The organism is Ruegeria sp. S263 (assembly GCF_056780525.1).
In genome coordinates this window covers 2,393,090-2,419,117 of record NZ_CM165558.1, presented here as the reverse complement: position 1 = coordinate 2,419,117, position 26,028 = coordinate 2,393,090, and the positions used below count along the sequence as shown (strand labels likewise).

The 26,028-nt window shown below is 56.6% G+C and carries 29 protein-coding genes and 1 tRNA gene; 17 read left to right on the top strand and 13 right to left on the bottom strand.

What is annotated here, in order from left to right:
- Nucleotides 1–21: 21 nt before the first annotated feature.
- The 4 genes from ACT2B1_RS12065 to glmM all read left to right on the top strand — a co-directional run bounded on the left by ACT2B1_RS12065 (nt 22) and on the right by glmM (nt 4,789).
- Nucleotides 22–1,392 carry a multicopper oxidase family protein gene (locus ACT2B1_RS12065; protein ID WP_481667827.1) on the top strand — a complete coding sequence of 457 codons (1,371 nt, stop codon included), beginning with the start codon at nt 22–24 and terminating at the stop codon, nt 1,390–1,392.
- Between the two features lie 102 nt (nt 1,393–1,494).
- Complete coding sequence (locus ACT2B1_RS12060) at nt 1,495–2,415, top strand: dihydroneopterin aldolase (protein WP_481667826.1); 921 nt, start codon at nt 1,495–1,497, stop codon at nt 2,413–2,415.
- On the top strand, nt 2,412–3,410 hold the full coding sequence (gene folP / locus ACT2B1_RS12055; protein ID WP_171210584.1) for a dihydropteroate synthase: 999 nt from the start codon (nt 2,412–2,414) through the stop codon (nt 3,408–3,410). Before ACT2B1_RS12060 ends, folP begins: the two co-directional genes overlap by 4 nt.
- A gap of 35 nt (nt 3,411–3,445) precedes the next feature.
- A complete protein-coding gene (gene glmM, locus ACT2B1_RS12050) occupies nt 3,446–4,789 on the top strand; it encodes a phosphoglucosamine mutase (RefSeq protein ID WP_481667825.1) in 1,344 nt (447 codons plus the stop codon).
- Here the strand turns inward: glmM and ACT2B1_RS12045 are convergent.
- Both ACT2B1_RS12045 and ilvC read right to left on the bottom strand, forming a co-directional pair.
- Complete coding sequence (locus ACT2B1_RS12045) at nt 4,786–5,688, bottom strand: DMT family transporter (RefSeq protein WP_481667824.1); 903 nt, start codon at nt 5,686–5,688, stop codon at nt 4,786–4,788. The genes glmM and ACT2B1_RS12045 overlap by 4 nt on opposite strands.
- Nucleotides 5,689–5,754: 66 nt before the next feature.
- Nucleotides 5,755–6,777 carry a ketol-acid reductoisomerase gene (ilvC, locus tag ACT2B1_RS12040; protein ID WP_171121092.1) on the bottom strand — a complete coding sequence of 341 codons (1,023 nt, stop codon included), beginning with the start codon at nt 6,775–6,777 and terminating at the stop codon, nt 5,755–5,757.
- A 132-nt stretch (nt 6,778–6,909) separates the two neighbouring features.
- Here ilvC and ACT2B1_RS12035 point away from each other — a divergent pair, with 132 nt between their 5' ends.
- Both ACT2B1_RS12035 and ACT2B1_RS12030 read left to right on the top strand, forming a co-directional pair.
- Nucleotides 6,910–7,365 (top strand): Lrp/AsnC family transcriptional regulator, encoded by a 456-nt coding sequence (locus ACT2B1_RS12035; RefSeq protein ID WP_481667823.1) that lies wholly within the window; start codon nt 6,910–6,912, stop codon nt 7,363–7,365.
- Nucleotides 7,362–7,820, top strand: a complete 459-nt coding sequence (locus ACT2B1_RS12030) for an Lrp/AsnC family transcriptional regulator (protein ID WP_171122861.1) — start codon at nt 7,362–7,364, stop codon at nt 7,818–7,820. The genes ACT2B1_RS12035 and ACT2B1_RS12030 overlap by 4 nt, the downstream gene beginning before the upstream one ends.
- A 1-nt stretch (nt 7,821) precedes the next feature.
- On the opposite strand, the gene ACT2B1_RS12025 is transcribed toward ACT2B1_RS12030, so the two are convergent.
- Nucleotides 7,822–8,523 carry a GntR family transcriptional regulator gene (locus ACT2B1_RS12025; RefSeq protein ID WP_481667822.1) on the bottom strand — a complete coding sequence of 234 codons (702 nt, stop codon included), beginning with the start codon at nt 8,521–8,523 and terminating at the stop codon, nt 7,822–7,824.
- A 230-nt stretch (nt 8,524–8,753) separates the two neighbouring features.
- Between ACT2B1_RS12025 and ACT2B1_RS12020 the strand changes: the two genes are divergently transcribed.
- Entirely contained in the window at nt 8,754–9,881 is a 1,128-nt protein-coding gene (locus ACT2B1_RS12020) for an aminotransferase class V-fold PLP-dependent enzyme (RefSeq protein WP_481667821.1), read from the top strand.
- Nucleotides 9,882–9,891: 10 nt separating this feature from the next.
- On the opposite strand, the gene ACT2B1_RS12015 is transcribed toward ACT2B1_RS12020, so the two are convergent.
- From ACT2B1_RS12015 to ACT2B1_RS12005, 3 genes are all read right to left on the bottom strand, one after another.
- Nucleotides 9,892–11,088, bottom strand: a complete 1,197-nt coding sequence (locus ACT2B1_RS12015; protein ID WP_481667820.1) for a UbiH/UbiF family hydroxylase — start codon at nt 11,086–11,088, stop codon at nt 9,892–9,894.
- A gap of 76 nt (nt 11,089–11,164) precedes the next feature.
- Nucleotides 11,165–11,413: a hypothetical protein gene (locus tag ACT2B1_RS12010; protein WP_171121098.1), complete on the bottom strand. Its 249-nt coding sequence runs from the start codon at nt 11,411–11,413 to the stop codon at nt 11,165–11,167.
- A gap of 87 nt (nt 11,414–11,500) precedes the next feature.
- A complete protein-coding gene (locus ACT2B1_RS12005) occupies nt 11,501–12,145 on the bottom strand; it encodes a pyrimidine 5'-nucleotidase (RefSeq protein ID WP_171122868.1) in 645 nt (214 codons plus the stop codon).
- 100 nt (nt 12,146–12,245) lie between these two features.
- On the opposite strand from ACT2B1_RS12005, the gene ACT2B1_RS12000 reads away from it, so the two are divergent.
- Nucleotides 12,246–12,893, top strand: a complete 648-nt coding sequence (locus ACT2B1_RS12000) for a GntR family transcriptional regulator (protein ID WP_171121100.1) — start codon at nt 12,246–12,248, stop codon at nt 12,891–12,893.
- Nucleotides 12,894–12,896: 3 nt separating this feature from the next.
- Here the strand turns inward: ACT2B1_RS12000 and ACT2B1_RS11995 are convergent, their stop codons facing one another.
- Together ACT2B1_RS11995 and carA are read right to left on the bottom strand one after the other, a co-directional pair.
- Nucleotides 12,897–14,768 (bottom strand): glycosyltransferase, encoded by a 1,872-nt coding sequence (locus ACT2B1_RS11995; protein ID WP_481667819.1) that lies wholly within the window; start codon nt 14,766–14,768, stop codon nt 12,897–12,899.
- 82 nt (nt 14,769–14,850) lie between these two features.
- Nucleotides 14,851–16,017 (bottom strand): glutamine-hydrolyzing carbamoyl-phosphate synthase small subunit, encoded by a 1,167-nt coding sequence (gene carA / locus ACT2B1_RS11990; RefSeq protein WP_171239455.1) that lies wholly within the window; start codon nt 16,015–16,017, stop codon nt 14,851–14,853.
- Between the two features lie 183 nt (nt 16,018–16,200).
- Here carA and ACT2B1_RS11985 point away from each other — a divergent pair, with 183 nt between their 5' ends.
- On the top strand, nt 16,201–16,686 hold the full coding sequence (locus ACT2B1_RS11985) for a GatB/YqeY domain-containing protein (RefSeq protein WP_481667818.1): 486 nt from the start codon (nt 16,201–16,203) through the stop codon (nt 16,684–16,686).
- A gap of 23 nt (nt 16,687–16,709) precedes the next feature.
- Here the strand turns inward: ACT2B1_RS11985 and ACT2B1_RS11980 are convergent, their stop codons facing one another.
- The 3 genes from ACT2B1_RS11980 to ctaD form a co-directional block, all read right to left on the bottom strand.
- Nucleotides 16,710–17,201, bottom strand: coding sequence for a DUF2244 domain-containing protein (locus ACT2B1_RS11980; RefSeq protein ID WP_171210591.1), 492 nt, complete (start codon nt 17,199–17,201; stop codon nt 16,710–16,712).
- A gap of 44 nt (nt 17,202–17,245) precedes the next feature.
- Nucleotides 17,246–17,845 (bottom strand): 2-hydroxychromene-2-carboxylate isomerase, encoded by a 600-nt coding sequence (locus ACT2B1_RS11975; RefSeq protein WP_171121105.1) that lies wholly within the window; start codon nt 17,843–17,845, stop codon nt 17,246–17,248.
- A 338-nt stretch (nt 17,846–18,183) separates the two neighbouring features.
- Nucleotides 18,184–19,842 carry a cytochrome c oxidase subunit I gene (ctaD, locus tag ACT2B1_RS11970; RefSeq protein ID WP_171121106.1) on the bottom strand — a complete coding sequence of 553 codons (1,659 nt, stop codon included), beginning with the start codon at nt 19,840–19,842 and terminating at the stop codon, nt 18,184–18,186.
- A gap of 287 nt (nt 19,843–20,129) precedes the next feature.
- Between ctaD and ACT2B1_RS11965 the strand changes: the two genes are divergently transcribed.
- A complete protein-coding gene (locus ACT2B1_RS11965) occupies nt 20,130–20,549 on the top strand; it encodes an HIT family protein (RefSeq protein ID WP_171122878.1) in 420 nt (139 codons plus the stop codon).
- 417 nt (nt 20,550–20,966) lie between these two features.
- On the opposite strand, the gene lipB is transcribed toward ACT2B1_RS11965, so the two are convergent.
- Complete coding sequence (lipB, locus tag ACT2B1_RS11960) at nt 20,967–21,623, bottom strand: lipoyl(octanoyl) transferase LipB (protein ID WP_171239449.1); 657 nt, start codon at nt 21,621–21,623, stop codon at nt 20,967–20,969.
- A 38-nt stretch (nt 21,624–21,661) separates the two neighbouring features.
- Nucleotides 21,662–22,321 carry a DsbA family oxidoreductase gene (locus tag ACT2B1_RS11955; protein WP_171239448.1) on the bottom strand — a complete coding sequence of 220 codons (660 nt, stop codon included), beginning with the start codon at nt 22,319–22,321 and terminating at the stop codon, nt 21,662–21,664.
- A 142-nt stretch (nt 22,322–22,463) separates the two neighbouring features.
- On the opposite strand from ACT2B1_RS11955, the gene ACT2B1_RS11950 reads away from it, so the two are divergent.
- The 7 genes from ACT2B1_RS11950 (at nt 22,464) to ACT2B1_RS11920 (ending at nt 25,942) form a co-directional block, all read left to right on the top strand.
- Nucleotides 22,464–22,550 (top strand) — tRNA-Leu (locus ACT2B1_RS11950).
- 420 nt (nt 22,551–22,970) lie between these two features.
- Entirely contained in the window at nt 22,971–23,843 is an 873-nt protein-coding gene (locus tag ACT2B1_RS11945; protein ID WP_481667817.1) for a tyrosine-type recombinase/integrase, read from the top strand.
- Nucleotides 23,844–23,959: 116 nt separating this feature from the next.
- Nucleotides 23,960–24,211, top strand: a complete 252-nt coding sequence (locus tag ACT2B1_RS11940) for a hypothetical protein (protein WP_481667816.1) — start codon at nt 23,960–23,962, stop codon at nt 24,209–24,211.
- The gene (locus ACT2B1_RS11935; protein WP_481667815.1) at nt 24,208–24,519 is read left to right on the top strand and encodes a hypothetical protein; all 312 of its coding nucleotides are present in this window, start codon (nt 24,208–24,210) and stop codon (nt 24,517–24,519) included. Before ACT2B1_RS11940 ends, ACT2B1_RS11935 begins: the two co-directional genes overlap by 4 nt.
- Nucleotides 24,512–24,781: a helix-turn-helix transcriptional regulator gene (locus ACT2B1_RS11930; protein ID WP_481667814.1), complete on the top strand. Its 270-nt coding sequence runs from the start codon at nt 24,512–24,514 to the stop codon at nt 24,779–24,781. Before ACT2B1_RS11935 ends, ACT2B1_RS11930 begins: the two co-directional genes overlap by 8 nt.
- A gap of 385 nt (nt 24,782–25,166) precedes the next feature.
- Entirely contained in the window at nt 25,167–25,547 is a 381-nt protein-coding gene (locus ACT2B1_RS11925; RefSeq protein ID WP_481667813.1) for a hypothetical protein, read from the top strand.
- Nucleotides 25,548–25,561: 14 nt separating this feature from the next.
- Nucleotides 25,562–25,942 (top strand): hypothetical protein, encoded by a 381-nt coding sequence (locus ACT2B1_RS11920; protein ID WP_481667812.1) that lies wholly within the window; start codon nt 25,562–25,564, stop codon nt 25,940–25,942.
- Nucleotides 25,943–26,028: the final 86 nt, after the last annotated feature.

Genomic DNA, 26,028 nt, shown 5'->3' with positions numbered 1-26,028 from the left:
TTGCGGGCCGGGAGGCCCGTAATGACATTGAACCGCAGACAATTCATGCAAACGACTGCTGCGGCGGTCGTTTTGCCCAGCTTTGGGTGGGCTTCATACCCTGCGCTTGTGGCTCAGGAAGCTGTGCAACAGATTGCCCCGGAAGGGTTTTCTAAGACGCGCGTCTGGACCTATGGCGGTCGGGTGCCCGGTTCGGAAATCCGGGTATCTCAGGGTGCGCGCGTCCAACGAAGATTGTCGAACACTCTGCCGCAGCCGACAACCGTGCATTGGCACGGGATTCGCATCGACAACGCAATGGACGGTGTACCGGGGCTGACTCAGGATGTCGTTCAACCGGGATCTTCCTTTGACTATGATTTCAAGGTCCCAGATGCCGGAACATATTGGTATCACGCGCATAATCGCTCGATGGAGCAGGTTGCGCGGGGGCTTTACGGGCCGCTGATCGTTGAAGAGGCGGTCGCGCCGGATGTCGATCGCGATCTGACATTGATGTTGGATGATTGGCGACTGGACCCTGAAACCGCGCAAATCATGGACGATTTTGGGAATGGTCATGACCTGAGCCATGCGGGACGGCTGGGAAACCTTGTTTCCGTCAATGGGCGGTTTGATCCTGCCTATTCGGTGGGCGGCGGCGAGAGGTTGCGTTTACGACTGATTAACGCGTCCAATGCCAGGATATTTGATCTTGGGCTGGATGGCCTGACCGGTTGGATCGTTGCACTTGACGGTATGCCCTTAGAGGGTCCGCTAGAGGTCAGCGACAGATTTTCCCTGGCACCGGCGCAAAGGGTAGACCTGATCGTGGATGTCCGGGCAGAACCTTTTGGTACTGCGAACCTCGTGAGTTTTGAAAGGGACGGTAGCTATGGGCTGGTTCGGTTCGGCGTTTCCGGCCCGTCGAAACCTGCTCGAGCCGGAATTACGCCATTGGTCCCGAACCAAATGCCTGAGGTCTTGGTTGAGGATACTCCTTTGCATCGAATGGAGATGCAGGGAGGCGCGATGCGTTGGCTGGACACGGCAAGGATCGGAGAGACAGAGCTTTCGGGGCAGGAACTGGCTCAGCTCGGGCGGTTTTGGGCATTGAACGGCAATGCCGAGCGACCGGCAGAGCCGTTTTTGGATGTCCAAAAGGGGACGACCCATAGGATCGAGTTCGTCAACGAGACTGCGTTTCCACACGCGATGCACTTACACGGTCACCATTTTCGCCTGATCCTTCAGGACGGGACCTTGGGCCCGTGGCGTGATACTGTTTTGGTTGAGCGTGGGCAAACCCGTCAAATCGCACTTGTGGCGGATAATCCGGGCGACTGGCTGTTGCATTGTCATATGCTGGGACATGCTGCTTCGGGTATGATGAGCTGGTTCCGCGTCACCTGACGCCGCATTCGACGACTAGAAAGGCGTTTGTTGCGGTGTTACACGCGCCCGCATCGTTTAATTTGGGTAAGCCCGTCCCAAAAGCCCGAAAAGGTTCGCTGCATGAGTTCCGAAATCCGTCTTGCCTTTGCGCACCCCTCTGAGCGCTCCGAGGCAACTGCCACTCTGGGGCCGTTGGATCGCATTTCTCTGCGCGACCATATTGTCGAAGTTGAGATCGGCGCATTTCAGGCGGAGCGCGGTACGACGCAGCGCATCTGCTTTAACATAGTTGTTGAAGTGCGCCCGCTGACCGATCCTATCGACGATGATGTTGACCGGATTTTGTCCTATGACCGGGTGACAGAAGCAATCGCATATGAACTGGCCGCCGAGCGTCTAAACCTGCTGGAAACACTGGCCGACCGGATTGCGGAACGGATTTTGCTTGAGCCTCAGGCTGTAAGGGCTTTTGTAAGAATAGAAAAATTGGATCGCGGCCCAGGTGCCTTGGGCGTTGAGATCGTGCGTGGCCGGGATATGGCCCATCATGATCTGGTCGAGGAAGAGCGCCCGCACCCGCGACTGGTATTCTTGTCGAACGAGGCCATTGCGTCCGACAATCTGACCGGTTGGATTGATCAGTTGGAGAACCGTAAACGCCCGCTGATCCTTTGTGTCGGGGCCGCAGATATGGCGGTTCCGCAAACAGGGCACGCGATGACACAGCGTCGGATTGACCTGCTGGCCATCGAACAAAATGCTTGGGTGCTGGCCGCGCGGGATCATCGCTGCGTCGTTGTGTCGACCCGAACGGAACTGGATTGGGCGATGAAGAACGGCCAGATTTGCGTATGGGCACCGTCCAAGATTGTTCTAGACGCGGTGGATGGACCGTCTGCCGCTCCTTCTGATGCAGTTGCATTGGCCGCATGGTTCGCCGCGACTTTTGAGGCCAGCGAGATGATGGTGATCGGTGGGGGCTTGCCCGAAGCGCCGAAAACCCCGTTGCATGCAGTACCCGTGGATCAGGCGCGACTGTGACAGAATACTACCGCCCTTTGGTTCAGCATGGCCCGGCTCGTCCCGATGGGGCAGTAGCCTTGGCTGGGCAGCAGCTTTGGTTTTCTCACGTAGAGCGGCTTAGCCGCGTGGATGCCCCTGTGGTTCTTCCGGTAGGCGAAGTACCGGATCAGGACTTGGATCGCTTGACGAGACCACGCCAGCCGGTTGCTGGTCTGGCGATGGACCGCCCTCAGATCATGGGTATCTTGAACGCCACGCCCGACAGTTTTTCGGACGGTGGGCTTCACAACTCGGTCCATGCGGCACAGGCGGCTGCGCGGGCTATGGTTGACCATGATGCAAGCATTCTGGACATCGGCGGTGAATCCACACGGCCCGGTGCCTCTTTTGTGCCTGAAGCCGAAGAAATCGCGCGGACCGAACCGCTGATCAGGGCAATTCGGGCTGAAACGAATGCGCTCATTTCCATAGATACGCGCAAATCTTCGGTTGCAAAGGCCGCGTGGAAGGCGGGCGCAGGGCTGATCAATGATGTCTCGGGCTTCACTTTTGATCCGCAACTGGCGCCGTTTTGTGCCGAGGTTGGTGCGCCGGTCTGCATTATGCATATGCAGGGTGATCCGGCCACGATGCAGGATAATCCCACTTATGATGACGTTCTGCTGGATGTGTATGATTTTCTAGACGGCCAAGTGAATTATCTGGAGCGGCTGGGGCTGGACCGCAGCAAGGTCCTGGTCGATCCGGGGATTGGCTTTGGCAAATCCGAGGCCCATAACCTGACTCTGCTCCAGAACCTCAGCCTGTTTCACGGGTTGGGCTGTCCGATTCTATTGGGTGTATCGCGCAAGGGCTTTATCGGCCAGATCGGCAAAGAGACGCGCAAGGATGCCCGTGCGCCGGGGTCGATTGCAGTCGGGTTGGCAGGTCTGGCACAAGGGGTGCAGATCCTGCGGGTACATGACGTAGCTGAGACGGCTCAAGCCTTGCGTCTTTGGGCTGCCGTCCGGTAAGCCATCTACAGGCAAGAATTTACGGAGTGACATCTATGCGCAAGCTGTTCGGAACCGACGGGGTGCGGGGCACCGCGAACACGCATCCGATAACGGCTGAGATGGCCCTTCGCATCGGTGCGGCGGTTGGGCGGTATTTCCGCCGTAGTCAATCCGGAGCACACCGGGTGGTAATCGGTAAGGATACGCGTCTGTCAGGCTATATGCTGGAAAGTGCTTTGACGGCCGGTTTGACGTCGACAGGTATGAACGTGCTTTTGCTTGGGCCGGTGCCGACTCCGGCGGTGGGTCTGATGACCCGGTCAATGCGTGCTGATTTGGGGGTCATGATCTCAGCCAGTCACAATCCGGCGGAAGATAACGGAATTAAGTTCTTTGGTCCTGACGGGTACAAGCTGTCCGATCAGGCCGAGATCGAGATTGAGAAACTAATCGAAGAAGGTGTGCGCCCAGCCCAAGCGCAGAATATCGGGCGTGCGCGGAGGGTTGACGATGCGCGTTTCCGCTATGGTGAGCGTATCAAGTCGTCATTGTCCCGCGATTTACGACTGGACGGGTTGAAGGTCGTGGTGGACTGTGCAAACGGTGCCGCGCACCGGACCGCGCCCGAGGTTCTTTGGGAACTGGGGGCCGAGGTTGTTCCCGTTGGCGTTGCGCCCAACGGCAAGAACATCAATTTGAACTGTGGTTCAACCAAGCCGCAACTGGCCGCAGAAACGGTTGTGGCGCATGGTGCAGACGTTGGGATTTGCCTTGACGGTGATGCGGATCGCGTCGTCATGATCGACGAACACGGACAAGTGGCCGACGGTGATCAGTTGATGGCATTGCTGGCAACCTCGTGGGCCAAGGCCGACAGGCTTAATGGCGGCGCTTTGGTTGCCACGGTCATGTCAAACCTTGGGTTGGAGCGGTATCTCATCGCTCAGGGGCTGCGGCTGGAGCGAACGGCGGTCGGCGACCGTTATGTGGTTGAGCGGATGCGTGAAGGCGGGTTCAATCTGGGTGGCGAGCAATCCGGCCATATCGTCATGAGCGATTTTGCGACGACCGGCGATGGTCTTATGGCGGGGCTGCATTTCCTGGCCGAGATGGTCCATTCTGGCCGCAAGGCATCCGAGCTTTCGGCGCAGTTCGAAACCGTGCCTCAGTTGTTGAAGAACGTGCGTTATGCAGACGGGCAGACGCCGTTGGAATCCGCAAGCGTTCAGGCCGCAATCGCGGATGCCGAGGCGCGTTTGAACGGGCAGGGGCGTCTTCTTATTCGCAAGTCTGGGACCGAGCCGCTGATCCGTGTCATGGCAGAATGCGAGGACGATGCCTTGTTGGGTCAGGTCGTCGAAGGTATCGTGGCCGAAGTCGAGGCTGTTACCGGTTAGTAACCAAACAGCATCTTGCGCAGGCTGAACCATTGGCTGATCGCCAAGCCGGTCAGGATCATGGCTAGGGCGACGAAGAACCGAAGTGGCAACGCTTCGGACAAAATCCATGCGCCAAAAACCATTGACCAGATTGGGACCTGGTAATTCACCAGCGTCAGAAAAACCGATCCTGCGCTGCGGATGATCGAAACGCGCAGCAATGTGGCAAGCGCCGTTGGCACGAGGCCAAGTGCAATGATGGCTAGGCTTGGTCGAGTACCTTCCCATGCCGGCAACCCTTCGGTCATCAACATGATGGGAAGCAAGATGATCGCGCCAACCAACAGGGTCAGGGCGGCCAGAACCACGGGGTCAATCGGTGGGCACCGTCGTGTGAAGATGGATGCGCAGGCGTAGCACAGAGCGGCGCTGACGCAGGCCAGTTGGGCCAGAGGTTCCGTGCCTTGCCCGATCTGCGCCAATCCCGGTCCGATCAGCACCAGCGCGCCGGAAAATCCAAGACATACACCCACAAGGCGGCGCGCATTCAGAGGCTCATCCGAGAAGAAATGCGCCAGCGGCAGAACCATCAGTGGAATTGCGGCCATCGACAGACCTGCAAAAGCCGATGGTACAAATTGCTGCCCCCAGCTCAACAACAGGAAGGGTAGGGCCGAGGACAGGATGCCGATGATCACAATCGACCACCACAGTGCCGCAGAAAATCCCGGCATCCGACGTTTTGTGACGGCCACAAGCCCCAGCAACGTCACCGCACCCAAAGTGGTGCGCGCGGTCGCGACTGTGATCGGTCCGTACCCTTCAAGCGCCATGGCGACGACCATGAATGTGCCGCCCCAGATCAGGCCCAGAGAGAATACACCGCTCCAGTCGCGGGATGTGGGTTGATTGACCATTAACGCCCTCCGGCCCGGACAAAAAGGGCGACCCGTGGGCCGCCCTTTCGCACTATCCCAAAAGGATCAGTTCTTTTCTTTGTCGACCATTTTACCAGCCGAGATCCAGGGCATCATGGCGCGCAGCTTGGCACCGGTTTCCTCGATCATGTGCTCGTCATTGGCACGGCGCGACGCTTTGATGGTCGGCTGGCCAACGGCGTTTTCCAGCATGAAGTCACGAACGAATTTACCCTGCTGAATGTCGTTCAGAACCTCTTTCATGCGCGCTTTGGTCTCGTCGTATTTCAGGATACGCGGGCCGGTGACGTACTGGCCGTACTCAGCCGTGTTCGAGATCGAGTAGTCCATGTTGGCGATGCCGCCTTCATAGATCAGGTCCACGATCAGCTTCACTTCGTGCAGACACTCGAAATAGGCCATTTCAGGCGCGTAACCTGCCTCGACCAGCGTTTCAAAGCCGCAGCGGATCAGTTCGACCAGACCGCCGCACAGAACGGCCTGCTCACCGAACAGGTCGGTTTCGCATTCTTCACGGAAGTTGGTTTCGATGATGCCCGAGCGGCCGCCACCGATGGCCGAGCAATACGACAGGCCAATTTCCAGCGCCTTGCCGGTTTCGTCCTTATCGACGGCAACTAGACAGGGTACGCCGCCGCCTTTGACATATTCGCCACGAACGGTGTGGCCGGGACCTTTGGGGGCCATCATGATGACGTCGACGCCTTCTTTCGGCTCAATCAGGCCGAAGTGGACGTTCAGGCCGTGGGCAAAGGCAATGGCCGAGCCGGGCTTGATGTTGTCATGCACATATTTCTTGTAGGTTTCGGCCTGCAGTTCATCGGGCATGGTGAACATGATCAGGTCACACCATGCGGCTGCTTCGGCGATGCCCATCACGGTCAGACCTTCGGCTTCGGCTTTCTTGGCCGAGGCCGAGCCTTCGCGCAGCGCAACGACAAGGTTCTTAGCGCCCGAGTCACGCAGGTTCAGTGCGTGGGCATGGCCTTGGCTACCATAGCCCAGGATGGCCACTTTCTTGTCTTTGATCAGGTTGATGTCGCAATCGCGATCGTAATAGACGCGCATGTCGCTGGTCCTTTCTGTTTAACTTGGCGACGGTTCTACTTGCGATCTTTTGGGATGGCGATAGCGTTTTCCTTGTTATTGAGTGTGGATTGTGAGAAATTATTCTCTCAATTGCCACAATTGGAAAAAATCATGCTCGATGACGTCGATCGGCGAATCCTGCGCCATTTTCAATCTGATCCCACATTGTCGACTGCGGAACTGGCCGAGCGCAGTCGTATCAGCGCAAGCCTGTGTTGGCGTCGCATTGAAAAGATGCAGGAAGCCGGCGTGGTCGAAGGGCAGGAGGCCATCATCGACTGGGCCGCGCTGGGGTATGCCGTAGAAGTATCGCTTCGGGTCACGCTGGATAAAACGCAACCCCGCGCGTTTGACGAGTTTACAGCGGCCGCCCGTCAGGTGCCCGAGGTGATAGAGATTCAAACCTTTCTGGGCCGTGTGGATGTTCGGTTGTCGATATTGGCGCGGGATATGCCCCACTATCAGAAACTCTATCGGGATCAGATTCTTACTCTGCCGCATATCGCGGATATCGAGGCCCTGATGCACATCGCGCGCGTCAAAAGCGAAGTGGCTCTTCCAGTATGATCGAGTTGGATGAGATCGACCGCAATATCCTGCGCGCTTTGGTGCAGGAGGCATCGCAAAGCGCAGGGGCATTGGGGCGCAAGTTGGGACTGTCGCAACCCGCTACCTGGCGCCGTATTCGGCGACTGGAAGATGCAGGGGTGATAAAGGGTCGCCGCTTGCGTTTGAACGCCGAAGCTTTGGGTTTTGGCGTGACGGTCTTTCTTGGCGTCAAACTGGCCCGCAAAGGGCAGGTGAGCCTTGAGGACTTTGAACGCGCCGTCAGCGCAATCCCCGAAGTGCAAACCGTCGAGCACGTACTAGGGCTGTATGACTATCGGTTGCGGGTCGTTGCACGCGACCTTGCTGACTTTGAGCGTGTCCTGCGACGGCGAATCATGACCTTGCCCGGAGCCGGAGATGTCGAGGCCAATGTTCTTCTCAGCGAAGAGCGATTGCCCGGACCAATCGGCTAAATCAGTATTTTGTGCGGATGCGGTACTCCGGATGATGGGTCATCCGCGCAAAGGTCATGGGCTGACCGTTCTTCCATGTGGTGCGTTCAAGTTGAATCATGGATGCCCCTGCTGTGGTCCCCATGAATTCAGCCAGGCGACCATCCGCAGACACCGCGCAGAATGCGACCTCGGCTTCGGTGAAAGGAGCTGCATTCAACAACCACTCGTGCGGGCCATGTGCGTTCAGATCGGCGTGCTCAACTTCTGGGACGGCATCTATGTTGATCCAGCGTTCTTCCAGTTGGAAGGGGCGATTGTCGGCGTAATGCATGCAAATCACGTGCAGCACCCGCACGTCCGGCGAAACGCTAAGCTGTGATGCAAGCCAACCCGGACTTGCAACCACGTTCCGTTCGACCAGGGAATACCGGTAGGTAGAGTTTTGGTTTTCAACCGACTGACGTGCCAGCGAAAATTCCAACTTTGCATGTTTGCTGGGCTCTTTTTTGACGCGCGTACCACTTTTACGCTTTCGCTCGACAAAGCCTTGTTCGGCCAATTCTCGCAAGGCCCGGTTCACGGTTGCGCGCGCGCAATTGAACTCTTCAGCGAGTTGCGTTTCCGTCGGCAGCAAGGATCCCTGTGGCCAAATACGAGTTTCGATTCGCCTTTTAACCTCGTCCCGAACAACCTGAAAACTGATCCGTTTTGGCGCCGTCACGACCCGAATTACCTTTCTTCCATAAAGTGAGTGTATCTGGTCAGAAACACGCATCGGTGTAAAGGGGCGTTGACACTGTTTGGCGTCACATTTTGGGGTGTTTTTCGCCAAAAAAATCAAGTTTTCTATTGAACTTATGGGCTTCCCTGACGTCAATTGCGTTCGGCAGGTATCACTTGCCACCAAGTGCCCGTATTTGGGGCCGGCAATGCAAAGTGAAAGGACGTGTCATGCCAGCACTATTTGATACCGTTGACCCAAATGGGCTTGAAGAATTTTCGGTCGTCTTTACGGACCGTTCTCTGAATCACATGTCGGTACAGTTTCAGCAGGTCATGCGGGACATTTCGGCGATGCTAAAAGACGTCTACAACGCGGACGGCGTCGCGGTTATCCCCGGAGGCGGCACCTATGGCATGGAAGCCGTCGCGCGTCAGTTTGCCCGGAATCGAAATGTTCTGGTCGTTCGCAACGGATGGTTCTCTTATCGTTGGAGCCAGATCATAGAAACCGGCGGTCTGACGGCCTCGACAACGGTGCTCAAGGCGCGGCAGGTCGGGAACTCCAGCCCTTCGCCTTTCGAACCAGCTCCAATCGAAGATGTCGTTGCGACCATACAAGATCAGCGCCCGGATGTGGTGTTCGCCCCGCACGTGGAAACGTCGGCGGGTGTCATTCTGCCCGACGACTACGTGACAAAAATGGCTAGAGCCGCTCATGAGGTTGGTGCGCTGATGGTGCTGGATTGCATCGCGTCGGGATGCGCGTGGGTCGACATGAAGGCTACAGGTGTCGATGTTCTGATCTCTGCCCCTCAGAAAGGGTGGAGCGCGTCGCCCTGCGCCGGTTTGGTTATGTTGTCCGAGCGCGCAGAGGCGCGGTTGGAAGAAACCACCTCAGACAGCTTTGCGATAGACTTGAAAAAATGGCGTCAGATCATGGCGGCATACGAAAACGGTGGCCACGCGTATCACGCGACGATGCCGACGGATGCTTTACGCGCCTTTCGTGACACGATGGTTGAAACCCGCGACTATGGATTTGACAAGCTACGCCGCGCGCAATGGGCGCTGGGTGACGGTGTCCGCGCGATGTTGAAGGAAAAGGGCGTGATCTCTGTCGCGGCCGATGGCTTTGGCGCACCCGGGGTGGTGGTAAGCTATACGTCAGACCCGGACGTGCAAAACGGCAAGAAATTCGCCGCTCTGGGCATGCAGATCGCGGCTGGTGTGCCCCTTCAATGCGATGAACCGGAAGGGTTCAGCACATTCCGGCTGGGTCTGTTCGGACTGGATAAGTTGTATGACGTAGACAGGACCATCGCACGGTTGAAACGCGTCTTGGATCAGGTTCTTTGAGCGTCGGCATTCACCGAACGCCAAGGCCCATCTGCATCAGTGTCTTTCGCACCGTCGGCAGCGAATAGAGGGCGTTCAGCCCCATCGCCCGAGCATCACGCAACGCCCGCGTTTCGATCATCGAGGCGCGGTTAAGAAGGTCGATGCCTTTGACCCTCATCGCGATCTCGGTGTGTCGGGCTTTGTGATAGGCATCCAGCATTTGCACGTCACCAAGGCCCTCGGGCCGTTCAGCGGCAAGGTCCAGCAGGTTGCGAAGATCACCCAGTGACATATTCAGACCCTGCGCGCCAATGGGCGGAACGACATGCGCAGCCTCGGCCATCAATGCGATCCGTTCCCCGGACAGACGTTCAGCCGACTGGCTGACGATCGGCCAGATGGTTCGCTGCGAGGCAAGTTTCAGCGGGCCGAACAACCCGCAAGAGCGTTCGGTCATGGCGGCCTCAAACGCTTGCGGCTCGGTGTTCAGCAACTCGACCGCGCGCGGTCCACGTTCCATCCACACAACCGCGGAAGAAGGCTGACCCTGCCAGTCCGGTAGAGGGACCAGAGTGAATGGGCCACCGGATCGGTGAATCTCGGTCGAGACATTGTCGTGAGGGATTGGGTGCGTTACTGCAAAGGCCAGCGCCTTTTGCCCGTAGCGCGTTGTTTGCACAGAAATTCCAGCAGCTTCGCGCATCGGGGAATCGCGCCCATCGGCAGCCACAACAAGTTTGCAAGAAACACGGCTGCCATCACTCAGTCCGACGCGGGCGTGGGCGGTGCGGGTGAACAGGCTGGCGGTTCCGGTCCCCGGGCGGAAATCGACATTCGGAAGTTCAGCCAGACGGTTCACCATTTCGCGCCGAAGCAACCAGTTCGGCAGGTTCCAGCCAAAGGGCTGATCCGAAATGTCGGAGGCGTCAAAGTCCCGCACCACACGTGGTTCAGGCACATCACCGCCTGCATCCACGATACGCATGATCTGAAGAGGGGCGGCATGCGGGGCCAGCTTTTCCCACAGCCCACATTGTTCTAGCAAGCCGCGCGCAGGTTGCAAAAACGCCGTGGTCCGCATGTCTGAGCCGTCGACATCGCGTTCGGTAACTGGTGGGGCAGGGTCGACGCACACGACGTCAAACCCGGCTGTCCCAAAGGCTGCCGCAGCAGTCAAACCGGCAATCCCGCCACCAGAAATCAGGATGTCACAGCTTTCAGTCATGGCCTTGGTCTCCGTATCTTAGGCAGACCCTAGTGCGGTTCCAAGGCGCGTGCCAAGTGACATCCTGTCCCGTGTCTTAACCTCGGGTAATCAGCAAAAGGATCAAGAACATCACCGGCACCATCATCACGGCGGGGATGTAAAGGCCCGGCAGGCCGAACAACAGGGTCGAACAACCCCACATGCTGAAGATCGCAAGTGCGGCATAGCCCCAATCCTCGGCCTCACCATGGGCAACGTCTTTGGCCATCCAGCCAAACAGGGGAATTGCAAACAACAGACGCTGCCAGATTGGCAGACGCCGAGGGGCCTCGATCGCGGTCATGGGTGTCTCCGTTTCTATTCGTCGCTGAGGCGCATATAGGGGCGACGCTGCGTCTGCGAAATACGCGGAAAGTCGTAGTGTGACAGCCTACCGCAGGCGGGACAGAAATGACGTCAGGTCGTCGGTATGATGGTGGATATGATCGGCCTCGTGCGGCTCGGGTGCGACGTGGACCGTCCGCATCCCCATCTCGTGCGGGGCAGCCAGATTGCGCGGGTCATCTTCGAACATCGCGGCTTTTTCTGCGTCAATTCCGTCGCGCTCAAAGATTGCTTCGAACGCGGCTTTCTGTGGCTTTGGGCGATACTCTGCGTGCTCGATGCCGTAAATCGCATCGAACAATCCGCTCAGGCCACGCGCCTGCAATACGCGCTCGGCATAAGGCGCGCTGCCGTTCGTATAGACGATCCGGCGGCCCGGCAGGGCACGGATGTGATCGGCCAGATCGGCGTCCGGGTCCATATGGCTCATGTCGACCTGATGAACTGCATGAAGATATGGGTCCGGGTCAAGGTCGTGCTCGGCCATCAGCCCGGCCAGAGTGGTGCCGTATTCGCGCCAGTAATGCGACCTAAGCCGATCCGCCTCGGCCCGGTCGACGCCGATCGCCTGAACCACGTAGTCCGTCATCAGCACCTCGATCTGATCGAACAGGCGCATATGCGGCGGATAAAGCGTGTTGTCGAGGTCGAACACCCATTGGGTGACGTGAGCAAATGCAGGTTTGACCATGACTTGGGTTTAGGCCGCCATGTCCCGGTTTTCAATGCCGGACTTGATTGCGGGGGTCTGAGGCGGATACACAGGTCCGAACGAGGAGACGAACCATCCCATGCCCCAGTCCAAACAGTCCAACAAGGACGCCTACAGCCTGATACTCGAAGCGATTGACGTGGGCGTCTACAAACCCGGAGACCGACTGGTCGAGAGCGAACTGGCCGAGCGGTTCGGCGTATCGCGCACCCCCATTCGCGAAGCGTTGCAGAGACTTGAGACCCAGTCTCTGCTAGAGCGGGACGGGCGGTCGCTGATCGTGGCCTCGCTGGATCATAACCAGATGGCCGAGCTGTATGTGGTGCGTCGTGAGCTAGAGGGATTGGCCGCAAGTCTGGCGGCGAAACACGCGACCGAAGAAGAGATCAAGGTGCTTCAGGATATGGTTGCCGCCGACGATGCATTGGTCGATGACCCGACCGCTTTGTCCCGTGCCAACCGCCGTTTCCACGAACAGATCCACCTGGCTTCGCACAACCGCTATTTGGTTCAGCAATTGGATTTGGTGCATCGAACGATGGCTTTGATGGCAACCACTTCTTTGGCGGTGCAGGGCCGAGGCGAGATCGCCCAGAGCGAACATAAAGGCATTGTCGAGGCCATCGCTGCCCGTGACGAAGCCGCTGCCGCCCGCGCGCTCAAAGAGCATATTTCCGTCGCCTTCATGACGCGTCTGAAACAGGATGCAGTGCGCCGCGAAAACTGACGTTTATTCTGGCTGAATCTCTTCGCAGGCTTGCCCGTGTTGGGTTTTGTCCCAGAAGAATGGGTTTCTGATCAATTCCCACAACGCTTTGTAAGCTGCGACAACCCCAAGCGGAAAGTACAAGGGCATAGTTGGCACCCAAGGTACAAGAAACCTTCTTTCCCGCGCCCAGACCGACAGGACTCCGGCGAAAAGGTTTGTGAGTTCTGCGGCAAGGAAGAGGGCAAATAACGAAAACAGCGCCCAACGCGGCAGCAGTGCCTCCATCGGGTTAAGCATCCCCAGCGCAGTCAGCCAGAACACCCAAAGAGCGGGTGCCAACAGAAATTGCCCTACCGTTCCAAGAAAGAACGCTTGAAAGCCTAGAAACTTCAAGGCTCCGAGGTCGTTCCAAAGCTGGACGGGGTCACGCATGTGAACGAGATAGGTGACCATGAAACCCTTTAGCCAGCGCGAACGCTGTTTCACCCAAGGCCAAGCGCGGAAATTAGCCTCTTCAAAGGTGGTGGTGTCGACCATCTCGGTTCTGTAACCCGCGCGGCTTAACCGTACACCCAGATCTGCGTCTTCAGTGACATTGTGGGCGTCCCATCCGCCCAATTCCAAAAGCTTTTTCCGGCGGAAAAAGAAGGTTGTCCCGCCCAGCGGAACCACAAGACCCAAGCGCGCGATACCCTGCAACAGAATGCGGAACCAGCTATTGTATTCGATTGTAAAACAGCGCGACCTCCAGTTGGTGCGCGGGTTGTAATAGTCCAGTCCCCCTTGCAGACAGACGACGCTATCGTCTGCATTCGCGAAATGCGTGACCACACGTTCGATCTGATCGGGCTGTGGAGCATCCTCGGCGTCCCAGACACCCAGAATGTCGCCCCTGCAAAAATCGAGTGCATAGTTCATTGCCCGGGGTTTCGTTGTCAGCCCGCTTGATGCCGGAACTTCGACGGACCTGATCCAAGACGGCAGGTCGACATGCGCAAGCGCCGCGCGTGTGACATCGTCGGATGCCTCAAGAACCAAAATGACGTCCAATAAGGCCTTGGGATATGTCAGGCGTTGCAACCGTCGTATCAGGGCGTCTGCTATTTCTTCTTCCTTGTACAGAGGCACCATGATCGACACACGGGGAAGGGGCTGCGGCAAGGGTTTCGGGGCGCTTTTGGGGGTCTGAAACCTCTGGTGCAGAAAACTCAGCAAGCCGCTTAACCGTAGTGCAAAAAACAAGATCAGTGAGCAGACCGCGAGTGTCACGAAGAACATCAGTCCAATTTTTGGTAACGCTGCGAAAATCGCCACCACAGCGATCAGGGCTGCAAGTGGTTTAATCCGTGCGCGACGTGCCCAGGATCGACAGCTATGCTTTGCATCCACTCGGGTCTCGGCATCCGCTGCCAGTTGGGGCGAAAACGTAGCGGCAATCGTGCCGTCGATATCATCTGTCGCCGCAAGGACGGGCAGGACAGTAAGGCCGACTTTGTCCAAGTGCGCTCGAACTGTTTCAAAGTAATCCGGCTTGGCAGTCGCCACCAAAAGGAATGGGCCCACCTGTTTCCAAGGGATCGCGTTATGTTCAAGCCAGAAGCGAACGGGTTTTATCTGGCAAAGCTCAAGAGAAGGCGGGGATGCGATCAGATCAGCAAATTGAAGATGGTTTTGGTCAGCAAGCGCGTTCATCACGTCGCGGCGGTTGACCCAGCCTTCAGCCACAAGAATCTCGCCCAGTGGCACGTCCTGCCGGGATCTGAGATCCAGCGCTTTTTCCAACTGCGCCTGGGTAATCAGGCCACTCTCAAGCAGGTAGATGCCCAAAGGTTTTCTGACCTGCACAGGAATAGGCGCCGCCTGCGCAAAGTGTTGCAGGTTCAGTTCAACCATAAAAAAAACCCTGACACGTAAAACCGGTGTCAGGGTTGTTATATTAAGGTTAACAGCGGGTTAATTCTAACTAAAGCAGCCGTTATACCTTTGCTTTTTGGTTCGCCATCGCCTCGGCGAACCGCTCGAACAGGTAGAAACTGTCCTGTGGACCAGGTGATGCCTCGGGGTGGTATTGCACCGAGTAAACAGGGCGATCTTTCATACGAATACCGCAGTTCGACCCGTCAAACAGCGAGCGATGGGTTTCCACGACACCTTCGGGCAGTGATTGCGCGTCGACAGCAAATCCGTGGTTCATCGAGGTAATCTCGACCTTGCCAGTATCCAGGTCCTTGACCGGGTGGTTTGCTCCGTGGTGGCCGTGGTTCATCTTGACGGTCTGACCACCCAGCGCCAAGGCCAGCATCTGATGACCGAGGCAGATCCCAAAGACGGGCAGGTCGGTGGTCTCTAGCACCTCTTTGATCATCGGCACGGCGTATTCGCCGGTCGCCGCAGGATCGCCCGGACCGTTCGACAGGAACACCCCGTCGGGTTCGTGCGCAAGGACTTCGGCTGCTGTTGCCGTGGCCGGCAAAACTGTGACGTCGCATCCTGCGGTGGCCAGGCAGCGCAGGATGTTGCGCTTGGCACCGAAGTCCAGGGCCACAACCTTGTGCACAGGGGCGTCCTGACGGGCGTAGCCATCGGGCCAGGCCCAACGCATCTCGTCCCACCGATAGCTCTGGGCGCAGGTCACTTCCTTTGCCAGATCCATGCCTTCCAGTCCGGCAAACCCGCGTGCGGCCGCCACCAGAGCCTCGATATCGAAATTCCCCTCAGGGTCATGAGCCAGCGCGACATGCGGCGCTCCCTGCTGACGGATCGCGCGGGTCAGGCGGCGGGTGTCCACGCCGCCAATAGCAATACGTCCGCGACGGGCCAGCCAGGTTTTCAGTTCTTCCGCCGCGCGCCAGTTTGATGGCTCGGTCGGGTTCCATTTGACCACCATCCCGGCTGCAACAGGGTCAGCGGTTTCGTCATCTTCGGGGTTCACCCCGACATTGCCGATATGGGGGAAGGTGAAGGTGACAATCTGACCGGCATAGGACGGGTCCGTCATGATTTCCTGATAGCCGGTCATGGCGGTGTTAAAGCACAGTTCGGCCACGGTCTGCCCGGTGGCGCCAAAGCCCATCCCGTAGAACAATGTTCCGTCGGCCAATGCCAGACATGCGGTGGGCTTGGTCGGGGCGTTCTGCGACATGGGGCGACTCTCTTGCAGGGTAAATCGGCGCATACCTAAGGGGCTTGGGCGCTTGGGTCAAGTCTGTTCAAATTTTGTGCTATTGTTAAAAATCAATAGGTTAGCCATATTTCTTCCCTGTTGTATCACGCTTTTTGTTTAGATATGGTCGTGGTTCCTTTTCCATGGGGATGGACAGATCATATGGATATGCGATCAAGGGTGAACTCAGCCCTGAAGCAGGCAATGAAAGATAAGGAGGCCGAGCGTCTGTCGACGCTGCGGCTGATTAATGCCGCGATCAAGGATCGTGACATCGCGTCACGTGCCTCTGACAACGAAGAGGTGAAGGGCTGCGGCGATGCCGAGGTTCTTGAAATCCTTGGCAAAATGACCAAACAGCGCAAGGAAAGCGCGCGCGCCTATGAAGAGGGCGGGCGGTTGGACCTTGCCGAGCGTGAGCTTCGCGAAGTCGAAGTTATCGAGGAATTTTTGCCCAAACAACTGGATGAAGATGAGGTCTCTCAGGCCATCCAGACGGCAATCTCGTCAACAGGCGCTGGTTCGATTCGGGATATGGGCAAAGTGATGGGCGAGCTGAAGTCGCGCTACACTGGCCAAATGGATTTCGGCAAAGTGGGACCGATGGTCAAAGATCAGCTCTGCGCGGCTGCAAGCGGCGGCTGCTGACCGCTTTCGCCTCAAACACGACGTTACTGCGCGACCGGGTCGCGCAGTTTCTCTGTCAGATCGTCATACAGGGCGATCCGTTCTTCTTCGGTCAGGAAAGACCCGATTTCCACTTCGCGCCCGTCGCCCTTCAGCGTGACATAGTTGGGTACGGGGCCGCCATGCTTGTGCATCTCAGGGCGCGCCCAGTATCGGTTGCAGGTCCATTCCTGTGACCCTCGGCCAGGATGGTGATGGACAAGCCGGGCCTGCGTACCTGTCAGAGTGAATACCTCAAAAACGCTGCGGGAACGATAGTTCGACTGTATCGCCAACCACAATCCGACCACTGTCAGCAGCAGGAATGGCAGCAAACCCCATAACAGCACGGAACCCAGAACTGCCATCATGGGGATGAGGCCGAACAAAAAGACCGCCAGAACAACACGCATAGCCCATTTTGGCGGCAGTGAGTTATGCGGCCACAGGCGCAGTTCCAGATTCGATCCAGAGGTTTGATTCCACCGGTAGGGCATGGTCAAAAAATAACGTCTTGCAATGCAAAGTCGACGCCAAATGATCACACAACGTGACCTACGCGCGACCATGACAAGGCGTCGTCCAGCCGGTCGTCGCCCCAGAAAACCTCGCCCCGCACGACAAGGCTGGGCGCGCCGAATACGCCAAGACGGGAGGCGCGGTCAGTTTCGAATTCCAGTGCTGAAACCGCATCAGGGCTGCGGGCACGTGCCAGAGTCAGACGAGGGTCTTGCTGGCACCGTAAAAGAGCCTCGGAAATTGCCGCCTCGCTGCCAGCTTCGATGCCGTCTTCGAACCAGATCCGGTAGAGGTTTTGTGTAAAGCTCTTGCCCCATCCATCCTGTATTCCCATCAAGGCGACCTGATTGGCAAGTTCGAGGTCAGAAATTGGATAGGGCGCAGGCAGACGGGCGTGGATATGATACTTGGCAGCTCGCCGCTCGATATCGCGCCACATATACGCCGACTTAACAGGCTTACCAGCAAATGGGATGTTCTTCTGTTCGGACATGACGCTTCGGACATTGAAAGGGCGCCACGCAACTGCGACATCATTCTCAGCGCACCAGTCATCCAGGCGCATGATCGTCAAGAAGCTGTACGTACTGCCAATGGAATACCAAAAATCAATTTCGGGCATTAGATCACCCCGATCTCAGAGTTTCAGTTTCCATGATAGCCTAATTTTTGGATTTTTTCGATCTCTGCCGTTTGGCGACTTTCCACAAGGGCCAGTACAGGGTGCTATTCATGCGTCCCATGGGCATGACCTCGCTCACCGATTGCCTGACGCATGTCGATAGCAACGTTCTGCACATGGTGGACTGATGTGAAGGTCCGCCAATCTTCTGAAACATCATGAACTTCAAATTGCGATCTTTTTGGGAGTCTCGGAGCAACTGTCCAACGCGCGTTACCGACGGGTAATGAAAAAGCCCCGCACGAGGCGGGGCTTTCTTTGTTCCTTAATGGAAGGGATCAGTGCGCGTGGCCTTTGTCCCAGTCTTCCTGCTTTGGAAGCTGCTCGAACGTGTGTTCGGGCGGCGGGGTGGGCAGGGTCCATTCCAGCGTGTCTGCGTATTCGTTCCACGGGTTAGGGCGTGTTTCTTTAGCGCCGCGCAGCAGGGCGTAGATCACGATGCCGAAGAACAGCAGGAACGAAGCGAACGAGATGAACGCACCAATCGACGAGACAAAGTTCCACTGAGCGAATGCCTCGGGGTAGTCGATATACCGACGCGGCATCCCCTGACGGCCCAGGAAGTGCTGCGGGAAGAAGGTCAGGTTGGCGCCGATGAAGAACAGCCAGAAGTGAACCTTGCCCCAGAATTCCGAGTACTGGCGACCCGTCATCTTCGAGAAGTAGAAGTATACGCCCGCGAAGATCGCAAAGACGGCGCCCAGGCTCATCACGTAGTGGAAGTGTGCCACGACGTAGTAGGTGTCGTGATAAGCACGGTCGATACCGGCCTGAGAAAGAACAACACCGGTCACACCGCCAACGGTGAACAGGAATAGGAAGCCGAAGGCGAACAGCATCGGCGTCTTGAACTCAATCGAGCCGCCCCACATGGTTGCAATCCATGAGAAGACCTTAACGCCGGTTGGAACCGCGATGACCATCGTTGCCAGCATAAAGTAGGCCTGCTGACGCAGCGACATGCCAACGGTGTACATGTGGTGCGCCCAGACGACGAAGCCCAGAACACCGATCGCAATGATCGCCCAGACCATCGGCAGGTAACCGAAGATCGGCTTACGCGAGAAGGTGGCGATCACGTGGCTGATGATGCCGAATCCGGGCAGGATAACGATGTACACTTCCGGGTGGCCGAAGAACCACAGGATGTGCTGATACAGGATCGGGTCACCGCCACCGGCTGGATCAAAGAAGGTGAAGCCAAAGTTGCGGTCCATCAGCAGCATGGTGATCGCGCCTGCCAGAACCGGCAGCGACAGAAGAATCAGCCACGAGGTGATGAAGATCGACCAACTGAACAGCGGCACCTTGAACAGGGTCATGCCCGGGGCACGCATGTTCAGGAACGTGGTGATCATGTTGATCGCGCCGAGGATCGAGGAGGCGCCCGATACGTGTACGGCAAAGATTGCAAGGTCCATGGACATGCCGCCCTCTGTCGTGGACAGCGGCGGGTAAAGCACCCAGCCAACTCCTGAACCGAGCTGGTCATTGCCACCGGGGCTCAGCAACGAGGCCACACCCAGCGAGGTACCAGCGACATACAGCCAGAAGGACAGGTTGTTCATCCGCGGGAACGCCATATCCGGCGCGCCGATCTGCAACGGCATGAAATAGTTGCCAAATCCGCCAAACAGGGCGGGGATGACAACGAAGAACATCATCAGAACGCCGTGATATGTGATCATCACATTCCACAGGTGTCCATTGGGGGTACATGGGTCGGCCATGAACCCTTCGAGGCACATGTACTGCACACCGGGGTGCATCAGTTCGAGCCGCATATAGACGGTCATCGCCACCGAGATAAACCCGGCCAGCGCCGAGAAGATCAGGTACAGAATCCCGATGTCCTTGTGGTTGGTCGACATGAACCAGCGGGTAAAGAACCCACGCTGGTCTTCATGATCGTGACCATGAATGGCTGCGTCTGCCATTAGGTGCCTCCTGTTACAATTCTACCGCGCAGCCGGACCTCTCCGGCGCGCGGGATTCCTGCTGGTTTTAGAATGCGAAGAGGGCGCCTTCAATGGTCGAGTTTGATCTGGATCAAGATTAATTGTCGCGGGCAGGGGCCCGAAACGTGCATTGTCGGCTAAATTCACCTTTCAGTTGGGTATTGGTTGCCAAAATTCAAGCGCTGCGCGTGACAGAGGTTTCTTCACTTGACCCTGGTGCGGACGAAACGCAGAACTGGGCGTAACGCCGAAATCGGAGATTTGACATGACCGCCTACGATCCAGAAAACATCTTTGCCAAGATCCTGAAGGGGGAGATCCCCGCGAACCGCGTTTACGAGGATGACGATACACTTGCGTTCATGGACATTATGCCCCGATCGGACGGTCACCTGTTGGTGATACCCAAAACACCGTGCCGTAATATGCTGGACGCATCTCCGCAGCAACTGGCATCAGTGATGGCCACTGTTCAGAAACTGGCCAAGGCGGTGGTGAAGGCCTTTGATGCTGACGGAGTAACGATCCAGCAATTCAACGAAACGGCCGGAGGGCAGGAGGTGTTCCATCTGCATTTCCACGTTCTTCCTCGCCACGAAGATGTTGCTTTGCGTGCGCCCGGAACAATGGGGGATTTCGACCTGATCGCGGAGCACGCCGAAAAAATCAGAACTGCTGTTGGCTGAGCGTCACGCACTTGATCACCGGGTAGTCGGAACTTCTTGCGGGCCTTGGGCAGTTGATGCGGCTTCGGCCAAAGTGAGAAAGTTTGGGAAAGCCGGATGCGCGAAGTCCGGAAGGTGGATGCCCCAGAAATGAATTGCCGTTCCGATTTGGGGTCGGAACGGCAGACTCGTAAAAAAAACTTTTCCGTTTTCGCAGAAATCCCACGATTACCGGTTTAACACACCACTCACTCTAGAACGGTGAAATCAGTCTAACCGTAAATCTCGGGCCTGTATTCATTTGAGTGGGGTTGGACAGACAATTGTCATGATTCACTCGGCTTTTGCGCGAGTTTTGGGCGCGCTTTGGAAACAGAGCGCAAGGTGGGGTATGGATTGTTAACCAATTGGAGTCGCGAAACGATTCGGTTTATGACGTCAGGCCCTTATCGTTTCGAATATTTGGGAAAAGGTTTTCTGTAGTGCGGCATCCATGTCTGCCATCGTGACAGGCAGTCCCAAGTCGACCAAAGACGTTACACCATGTTCGGAAATCCCGCATGGCACGATCCCTGAGAAATGATCAAGATCAGGTTCCACGTTGATCGAGATTCCGTGAAAGCTGATCCATTTGCGTAGTCGCAAGCCAATCGCTGCCACCTTGTCCTCGGCAGGGGCGCCCGAAGCCGTCAAAGGCTTGTCATCCCGGCGCACCCAAACACCGACGCGACCATCCCGGATTTCACCTTTGACATTGAATTCCGCAAGCGACGCGATCACCCAGGCTTCTAGCTGTTTTACAAAGCGCCGGACGTCTTTCCCGCGTTTGTTCAGGTCAAGCATGACATAGGCAACCCGCTGGCCGGGGCCGTGATACGTGTACTCACCGCCGCGCTTGCTTTCGTAAACGGGAAACCGATCAGGATCGGTCAGGTCTTCGATCCGGGCGGATGTTCCTGCGGTATAGAGCGGGGGGTGCTCGAGCAGCCAGACGCATTCATCTGCTTCACCGGCCGCAATTGCCGCTACCCGCGCCTCCATAAAGGCCACGGCATCGTCATAGTCGGTCAAGCCGTCAGTGATTTTCCATTCCATGAGGTCTCTTACCGCGCGGTATCAGGCAGGAAAAGGGGTTACGCCGCCTCTGCCAAACAGCGCCTAAGGATTTGCGCATAGGTATCTCGGCCCTGCGCCCCTGTCACAAGGTACTTGCCGCCAAACACCATCGAAGGCACGCCCGAGATGCCGCGACTTGTCCAGAATTCCTGCTTCTGTCGCACTGGTTGCACGTGGGCACCAGAGGAAAGGACCTGCTGTCCGGCGACCCTGTCCAATCCAACGGCTTCAACAGCGTCGAGAAGGACTTTGGGATCGGAAACATCCTTTTGGTCGGTGAAATATGCCTGAAACAGAGCCATCTTTAGCGGGTGTTGACGCCCTTGGGCTTCAGCCCAGTCCAAAAGCTGGTGTGCGGCAAAGGTATTGTAGATTCGGGACTCTTCGTTGAAATTAAATAAGAAACCCAACTCTGCGCCGAGCTGCGTCAACCGATCACGCGCCTGCTGACTTTGCTCGGCCGTAGACCCGTATTTCTCAGCCATGTGCTCGCGCAGGTTTTGCCCTTCGGCCCCCATAGCAGGGTTCAATTCAAACGGGTGCCATCGGAGTTGGGCAAGCACCCCCTCTTGCTGCAGTGCCAGATCAAGCTGCCGGAAGCCGACAATACACCAAGGGCATACCACATCCGAGACAATGTCGATCTGGATGATCGGGCGCGTGTCTGTTGAAGTCATGATGCATCTCCGGATCAGGTGGCAAAGTGAAATCTGTGATACAGATATGAAGGTCGAAAAGGAATTCAATCCGGCTTGTCTTTTGCCTCTTCACATCCCGTTCCGCACCGTCTATACGCGCCTCTACCAAGTCACATACAGTGCGGTCGTGGCGGAATTGGTAGACGCGCAGCGTTGAGGTCGCTGTGGGGTAACACCCGTGGAAGTTCGAGTCTTCTCGACCGCACCATTCTCATCAATCAATTGATACATCTAACAACCTTTTACAACGTCTAGAGCGTTGTTTTTAAGGGTTTTCTTGCCGCTTTCTTGTTGCTGGATATATTGTGTCGCTGATTTCCGTAGTGTTTTTTCGGCATTACGAGAGCACCACAGTAATGAGTAGCGAGGAAGTACCGAAATGCCCGTGACTATCAGTAATGCCCTGTTAAAGCGCCACGCCGCGACCCCTCCAGACAAGATCAAAGACCTCCGAGATTCCGATGTGACCGGGTATTTGGTCCGGGTCCAACCCTCTGGCAGCATCGCTCATTACTGTCAGTTCAAACGCGGGAAGCGGGTCAAGCTTGGTAACTGGCCGGTAGTATCGGTACCCGAGGCTCGGGCAGCGGCCAAAGCAGCGCTCAGCCGTTACCAGTTAGAGGGTGTCGTGCCGGTCAAGACACGCATCCCTACCTTCAAGGAGTTTGTGCTTGGTTCGTACACGGACTGGTGCCATGCCAACCTCAAAAATCCCGCCTCACAGCTAAACCGCCTTAAGCACAACTTTCGGTATCTGGGGCTAAAGCCCCTCAATGAAATCAGCCGCCGGGTGGTAGAGGATTTCCGGAACAAGATGCTTGCCCGGGGCGCGAAGCCCGTTTCGGTCAACCGAACTGTCACTGTCCTTTCCTCTGTTTTGTCTCGCGCGGTGGAAATGGAGGTAATCGCCGAGCATCCGTTTCGCAATCTGCGGCCCTTGCCTGCTGTGAAGGGAGGCGTGGCCCGGGTTTTGAAGGACGCGGAGCGTTCGCGGTTCCTGAGTGCCGTGGACCGGTTTGATGGCCCTATCTACATCAGGCCGTTGGTTTTGATGCTTTACTACGCCGGAATGCGGTGGGGTGAGGTCACGTCACTGGTTTGGGAAGATGTTTGTTTTGAAACCAACTTCATCACCGTCCGGGGCGAAAAAGCCAAAACCATGACGGAGCGGCAGGTCCCGATAGCGGAAGAACTGCGGCCAGTTTTGATGGAGTGGAAGGTTCGCAGTGGCCGACATTCGGGCCTCGTATTCCCCGGACCATCCGGGAAGCCGTTAATTGATATCCGGATTGCTTGGAAGAGGCTGGTGTCCGAGGCCGATCTGAATGGGTTGCTATTAAAGAACTTGCGCTCGGACTCCGTGAGCCGGTTGGTAAGGGCAGGGGTGCAGCCCTTTGTTGCGGCGCGAATTTGTGGTCACAGCCCGAGCACCGCCGCTCAACACTACGCCGCTTTTGATCTGGTCACGCTACAAGATGCTGTGAATCTTGCGCAGATTTAGTGTTGACCGCGTGACCGACCACCAAGTATCCTAGATTCGCCTACTGGTGGGAGCGGACGCCCCGGTGAAGTAGAACTTCACTATCCGTGGCATAATCCAAATCAATGGAGAGTGTTATGCCTTTATCGGGTATCTCTAAACGTTCGGTTGAGCGAACTTTCAAAAGAAAGCATCGCGAAGGTGTTGATGGAAATTGGTTGGTCACTCGCCGCCAGTATCTAGAAGAATACGGCAATCCAGAAATCCGAGAAAAACTTGATCGGCTCATAAACGCCGGAGCGATCCCGTCACGGTACCTTGACGGTTCTACTAAATACCGGGTTGCGGACATTGATAACGCCCTTGGCATCTGGGAGGGCGACCAATGAGCAATCTTCTTGAAGAGTATGAACATAAGAAAAGGGTCTCCAAGTTTGACTTCAAGTTCGCGCAAAGGAAACTTGAACACCTAATGTCGGCACTCTCAAAGCCTGACTACCCGATCAGTGTTCGGGAATATTTGGCCCTCGTTCCGTGGGGGAGCGAAGTCACCGAAGAACACGCTTACATGGTCCTAAAATATTCAGACGAATGCCAGTGGGGGTGGAGGGGCGTGGAGAAACTGTTCACGCTTGATCAGCTGCAAAATGTGTTTGGTGGAGAAAGCCTCCTTATCAAGGAGGTGTCCAATGACTGACATTGATCGCCTCGCCGAGGCCGTGGTGGAGCGCATGCGCCCGTTGTTCGCCCCACAGCACGATACGCTGATGACTGAATCCGAGGCAGCTTACTACCTGTGCTTAAGCCCTAACACGCTGCGCACTTGGCGGTGTCATGGCAACGGCCCGGAGTTCATAAAGCTGGCTTCGGGCAGCATCCGGTACCGAAGGTCCGACCTGGACTTGTACGCCGCGCAACCATCAAACAAGCCGGACAAGCAATCAGGCCAAGACTGGTAGAGCCACGGGGCGGCCACGGGACGGGTGTCCGGTGCGTCTACGGGGGTCGGCCCCCGGATCGCCTCTGACCCACGGAGACCCCCTCCCGTCGCCTCTCTCGGGCATGCGGGACCGCCGCGCGCGATGAGTAGATGTCTCTGCTTTGGGAAAAGGAGCTGGAGGAGCCGCAAATCGCTGGCCACCTCCAGCGCAGTAGTGACCACGGACAGTCTAGCACACTCAGTCCTCGGACATAAGTATACAATACAACTCTTGAGAGAATAAAAACCCGGGTTTCGCACGCGACATATGGTGTCCGAGCCTCGGGCGTGGTATGATGGTCCGACATACAAGTATTTGAAAAGGTGTGGAAAATGGGAAGGTATAACGACATGATTTACATTAGATGTACAACCGCAGAACGGGAAGCGATGGAGGTGGCTGGGCAAAAAGGGGCCAGTCTATCGCCGCATTCGCCCGGAACGCGATTAATGAAAAGGTCGCCAGCGATCAGATGTTTTTGGACGATCTGGCGGCTGAGTCTGAGCGGTCCAAGGTGGACAGTGATTATGCTGCGGACCGGTTCACGGCGATGCTTGCGGTTGGCTTGAAAACATACTCGCCGAACGATCAGGCAGCGTTTTTGAACCTTAAGACAATGGCGCATGTAATGATCATGGTAGCGCGAGAGCACGGGGCCGATCCGGATGACGTGATGTACCTGATGCGCCACGCCATCGCTCGAGAAAAACAAGAACAACCAGAACAGCCAAAAATTCCAGCCTAAGAAGGAACGTGGTAGTGACCAAACCAGAAAAGATTCAGCAGCCAACTTTGGCTGATATGTTGCGAAGAGCGGCCAAAGGTGAAGACCCGTTTCTTGAAGTGGAAACTGGCGCACTCGGCTTGGCGGCTACTACGGACAAAATTAATCGGCCTCCTCTGGACCAGCGGGTTGATGTTATTCGCCGCCTGGCGTTCATAATTGAGGCCGGATTAATTGACCTCAAACTTGCGCTGAAAGAATTCCTTGAAGCCGCTGATATTGAGGAATTCAGTGACGCTCATCATGACATTTGGGAGGCTATAGACAGCCTTCACGACATGGAAGGCACGCATAAGGTGCTGATTGATCGGTTACTGCCTGCCTTTCTTGAATTTCACTCGGAATACAAAAAATGACCCGGGCCACTGCAGTTTCTCGACCGCAAAAGGAACAAAACATGGGGGTGCGGACTTCTGTAAGTGCCTAACTTCCCCGGTGTTCT

Coding starts and splice junctions, on each gene's coding strand:
- ACT2B1_RS11975 (WP_171121105.1), bottom strand. CDS start 17,845: ATGCCCGAAATTGATTTTTGGTATTCCATTGGCAGTACGTACAGCTTC.
- ACT2B1_RS12020 (WP_481667821.1), top strand. CDS start 8,754: ATGCCAGCACTATTTGATACCGTTGACCCAAATGGGCTTGAAGAATTT.
- ACT2B1_RS11935 (WP_481667815.1), top strand. CDS start 24,208: ATGAGCAATCTTCTTGAAGAGTATGAACATAAGAAAAGGGTCTCCAAG.
- ACT2B1_RS12060 (WP_481667826.1), top strand. CDS start 1,495: ATGAGTTCCGAAATCCGTCTTGCCTTTGCGCACCCCTCTGAGCGCTCC.
- ctaD (WP_171121106.1), bottom strand. CDS start 19,842: ATGGCAGACGCAGCCATTCATGGTCACGATCATGAAGACCAGCGTGGG.
- ACT2B1_RS11925 (WP_481667813.1), top strand. CDS start 25,167: ATGTACAACCGCAGAACGGGAAGCGATGGAGGTGGCTGGGCAAAAAGG.
- ACT2B1_RS11955 (WP_171239448.1), bottom strand. CDS start 22,321: ATGACTTCAACAGACACGCGCCCGATCATCCAGATCGACATTGTCTCG.
- ACT2B1_RS12010 (WP_171121098.1), bottom strand. CDS start 11,413: ATGACCGCGATCGAGGCCCCTCGGCGTCTGCCAATCTGGCAGCGTCTG.
- lipB (WP_171239449.1), bottom strand. CDS start 21,623: ATGGAATGGAAAATCACTGACGGCTTGACCGACTATGACGATGCCGTG.
- carA (WP_171239455.1), bottom strand. CDS start 16,017: ATGTCGCAGAACGCCCCGACCAAGCCCACCGCATGTCTGGCATTGGCC.
- ACT2B1_RS11965 (WP_171122878.1), top strand. CDS start 20,130: ATGACCGCCTACGATCCAGAAAACATCTTTGCCAAGATCCTGAAGGGG.
- glmM (WP_481667825.1), top strand. CDS start 3,446: ATGCGCAAGCTGTTCGGAACCGACGGGGTGCGGGGCACCGCGAACACG.
- ACT2B1_RS12065 (WP_481667827.1), top strand. CDS start 22: ATGACATTGAACCGCAGACAATTCATGCAAACGACTGCTGCGGCGGTC.
- ACT2B1_RS12045 (WP_481667824.1), bottom strand. CDS start 5,688: ATGGTCAATCAACCCACATCCCGCGACTGGAGCGGTGTATTCTCTCTG.
- ACT2B1_RS11930 (WP_481667814.1), top strand. CDS start 24,512: ATGACTGACATTGATCGCCTCGCCGAGGCCGTGGTGGAGCGCATGCGC.
- ACT2B1_RS11985 (WP_481667818.1), top strand. CDS start 16,201: ATGGATATGCGATCAAGGGTGAACTCAGCCCTGAAGCAGGCAATGAAA.
- ACT2B1_RS11995 (WP_481667819.1), bottom strand. CDS start 14,768: ATGGTTGAACTGAACCTGCAACACTTTGCGCAGGCGGCGCCTATTCCT.
- ACT2B1_RS12035 (WP_481667823.1), top strand. CDS start 6,910: ATGCTCGATGACGTCGATCGGCGAATCCTGCGCCATTTTCAATCTGAT.
- ACT2B1_RS11940 (WP_481667816.1), top strand. CDS start 23,960: ATGCCTTTATCGGGTATCTCTAAACGTTCGGTTGAGCGAACTTTCAAA.
- ACT2B1_RS12000 (WP_171121100.1), top strand. CDS start 12,246: ATGCCCCAGTCCAAACAGTCCAACAAGGACGCCTACAGCCTGATACTC.
- ACT2B1_RS11980 (WP_171210591.1), bottom strand. CDS start 17,201: ATGCCCTACCGGTGGAATCAAACCTCTGGATCGAATCTGGAACTGCGC.
- ACT2B1_RS12030 (WP_171122861.1), top strand. CDS start 7,362: ATGATCGAGTTGGATGAGATCGACCGCAATATCCTGCGCGCTTTGGTG.
- ACT2B1_RS12005 (WP_171122868.1), bottom strand. CDS start 12,145: ATGGTCAAACCTGCATTTGCTCACGTCACCCAATGGGTGTTCGACCTC.
- ilvC (WP_171121092.1), bottom strand. CDS start 6,777: ATGCGCGTCTATTACGATCGCGATTGCGACATCAACCTGATCAAAGAC.
- ACT2B1_RS12015 (WP_481667820.1), bottom strand. CDS start 11,088: ATGACTGAAAGCTGTGACATCCTGATTTCTGGTGGCGGGATTGCCGGT.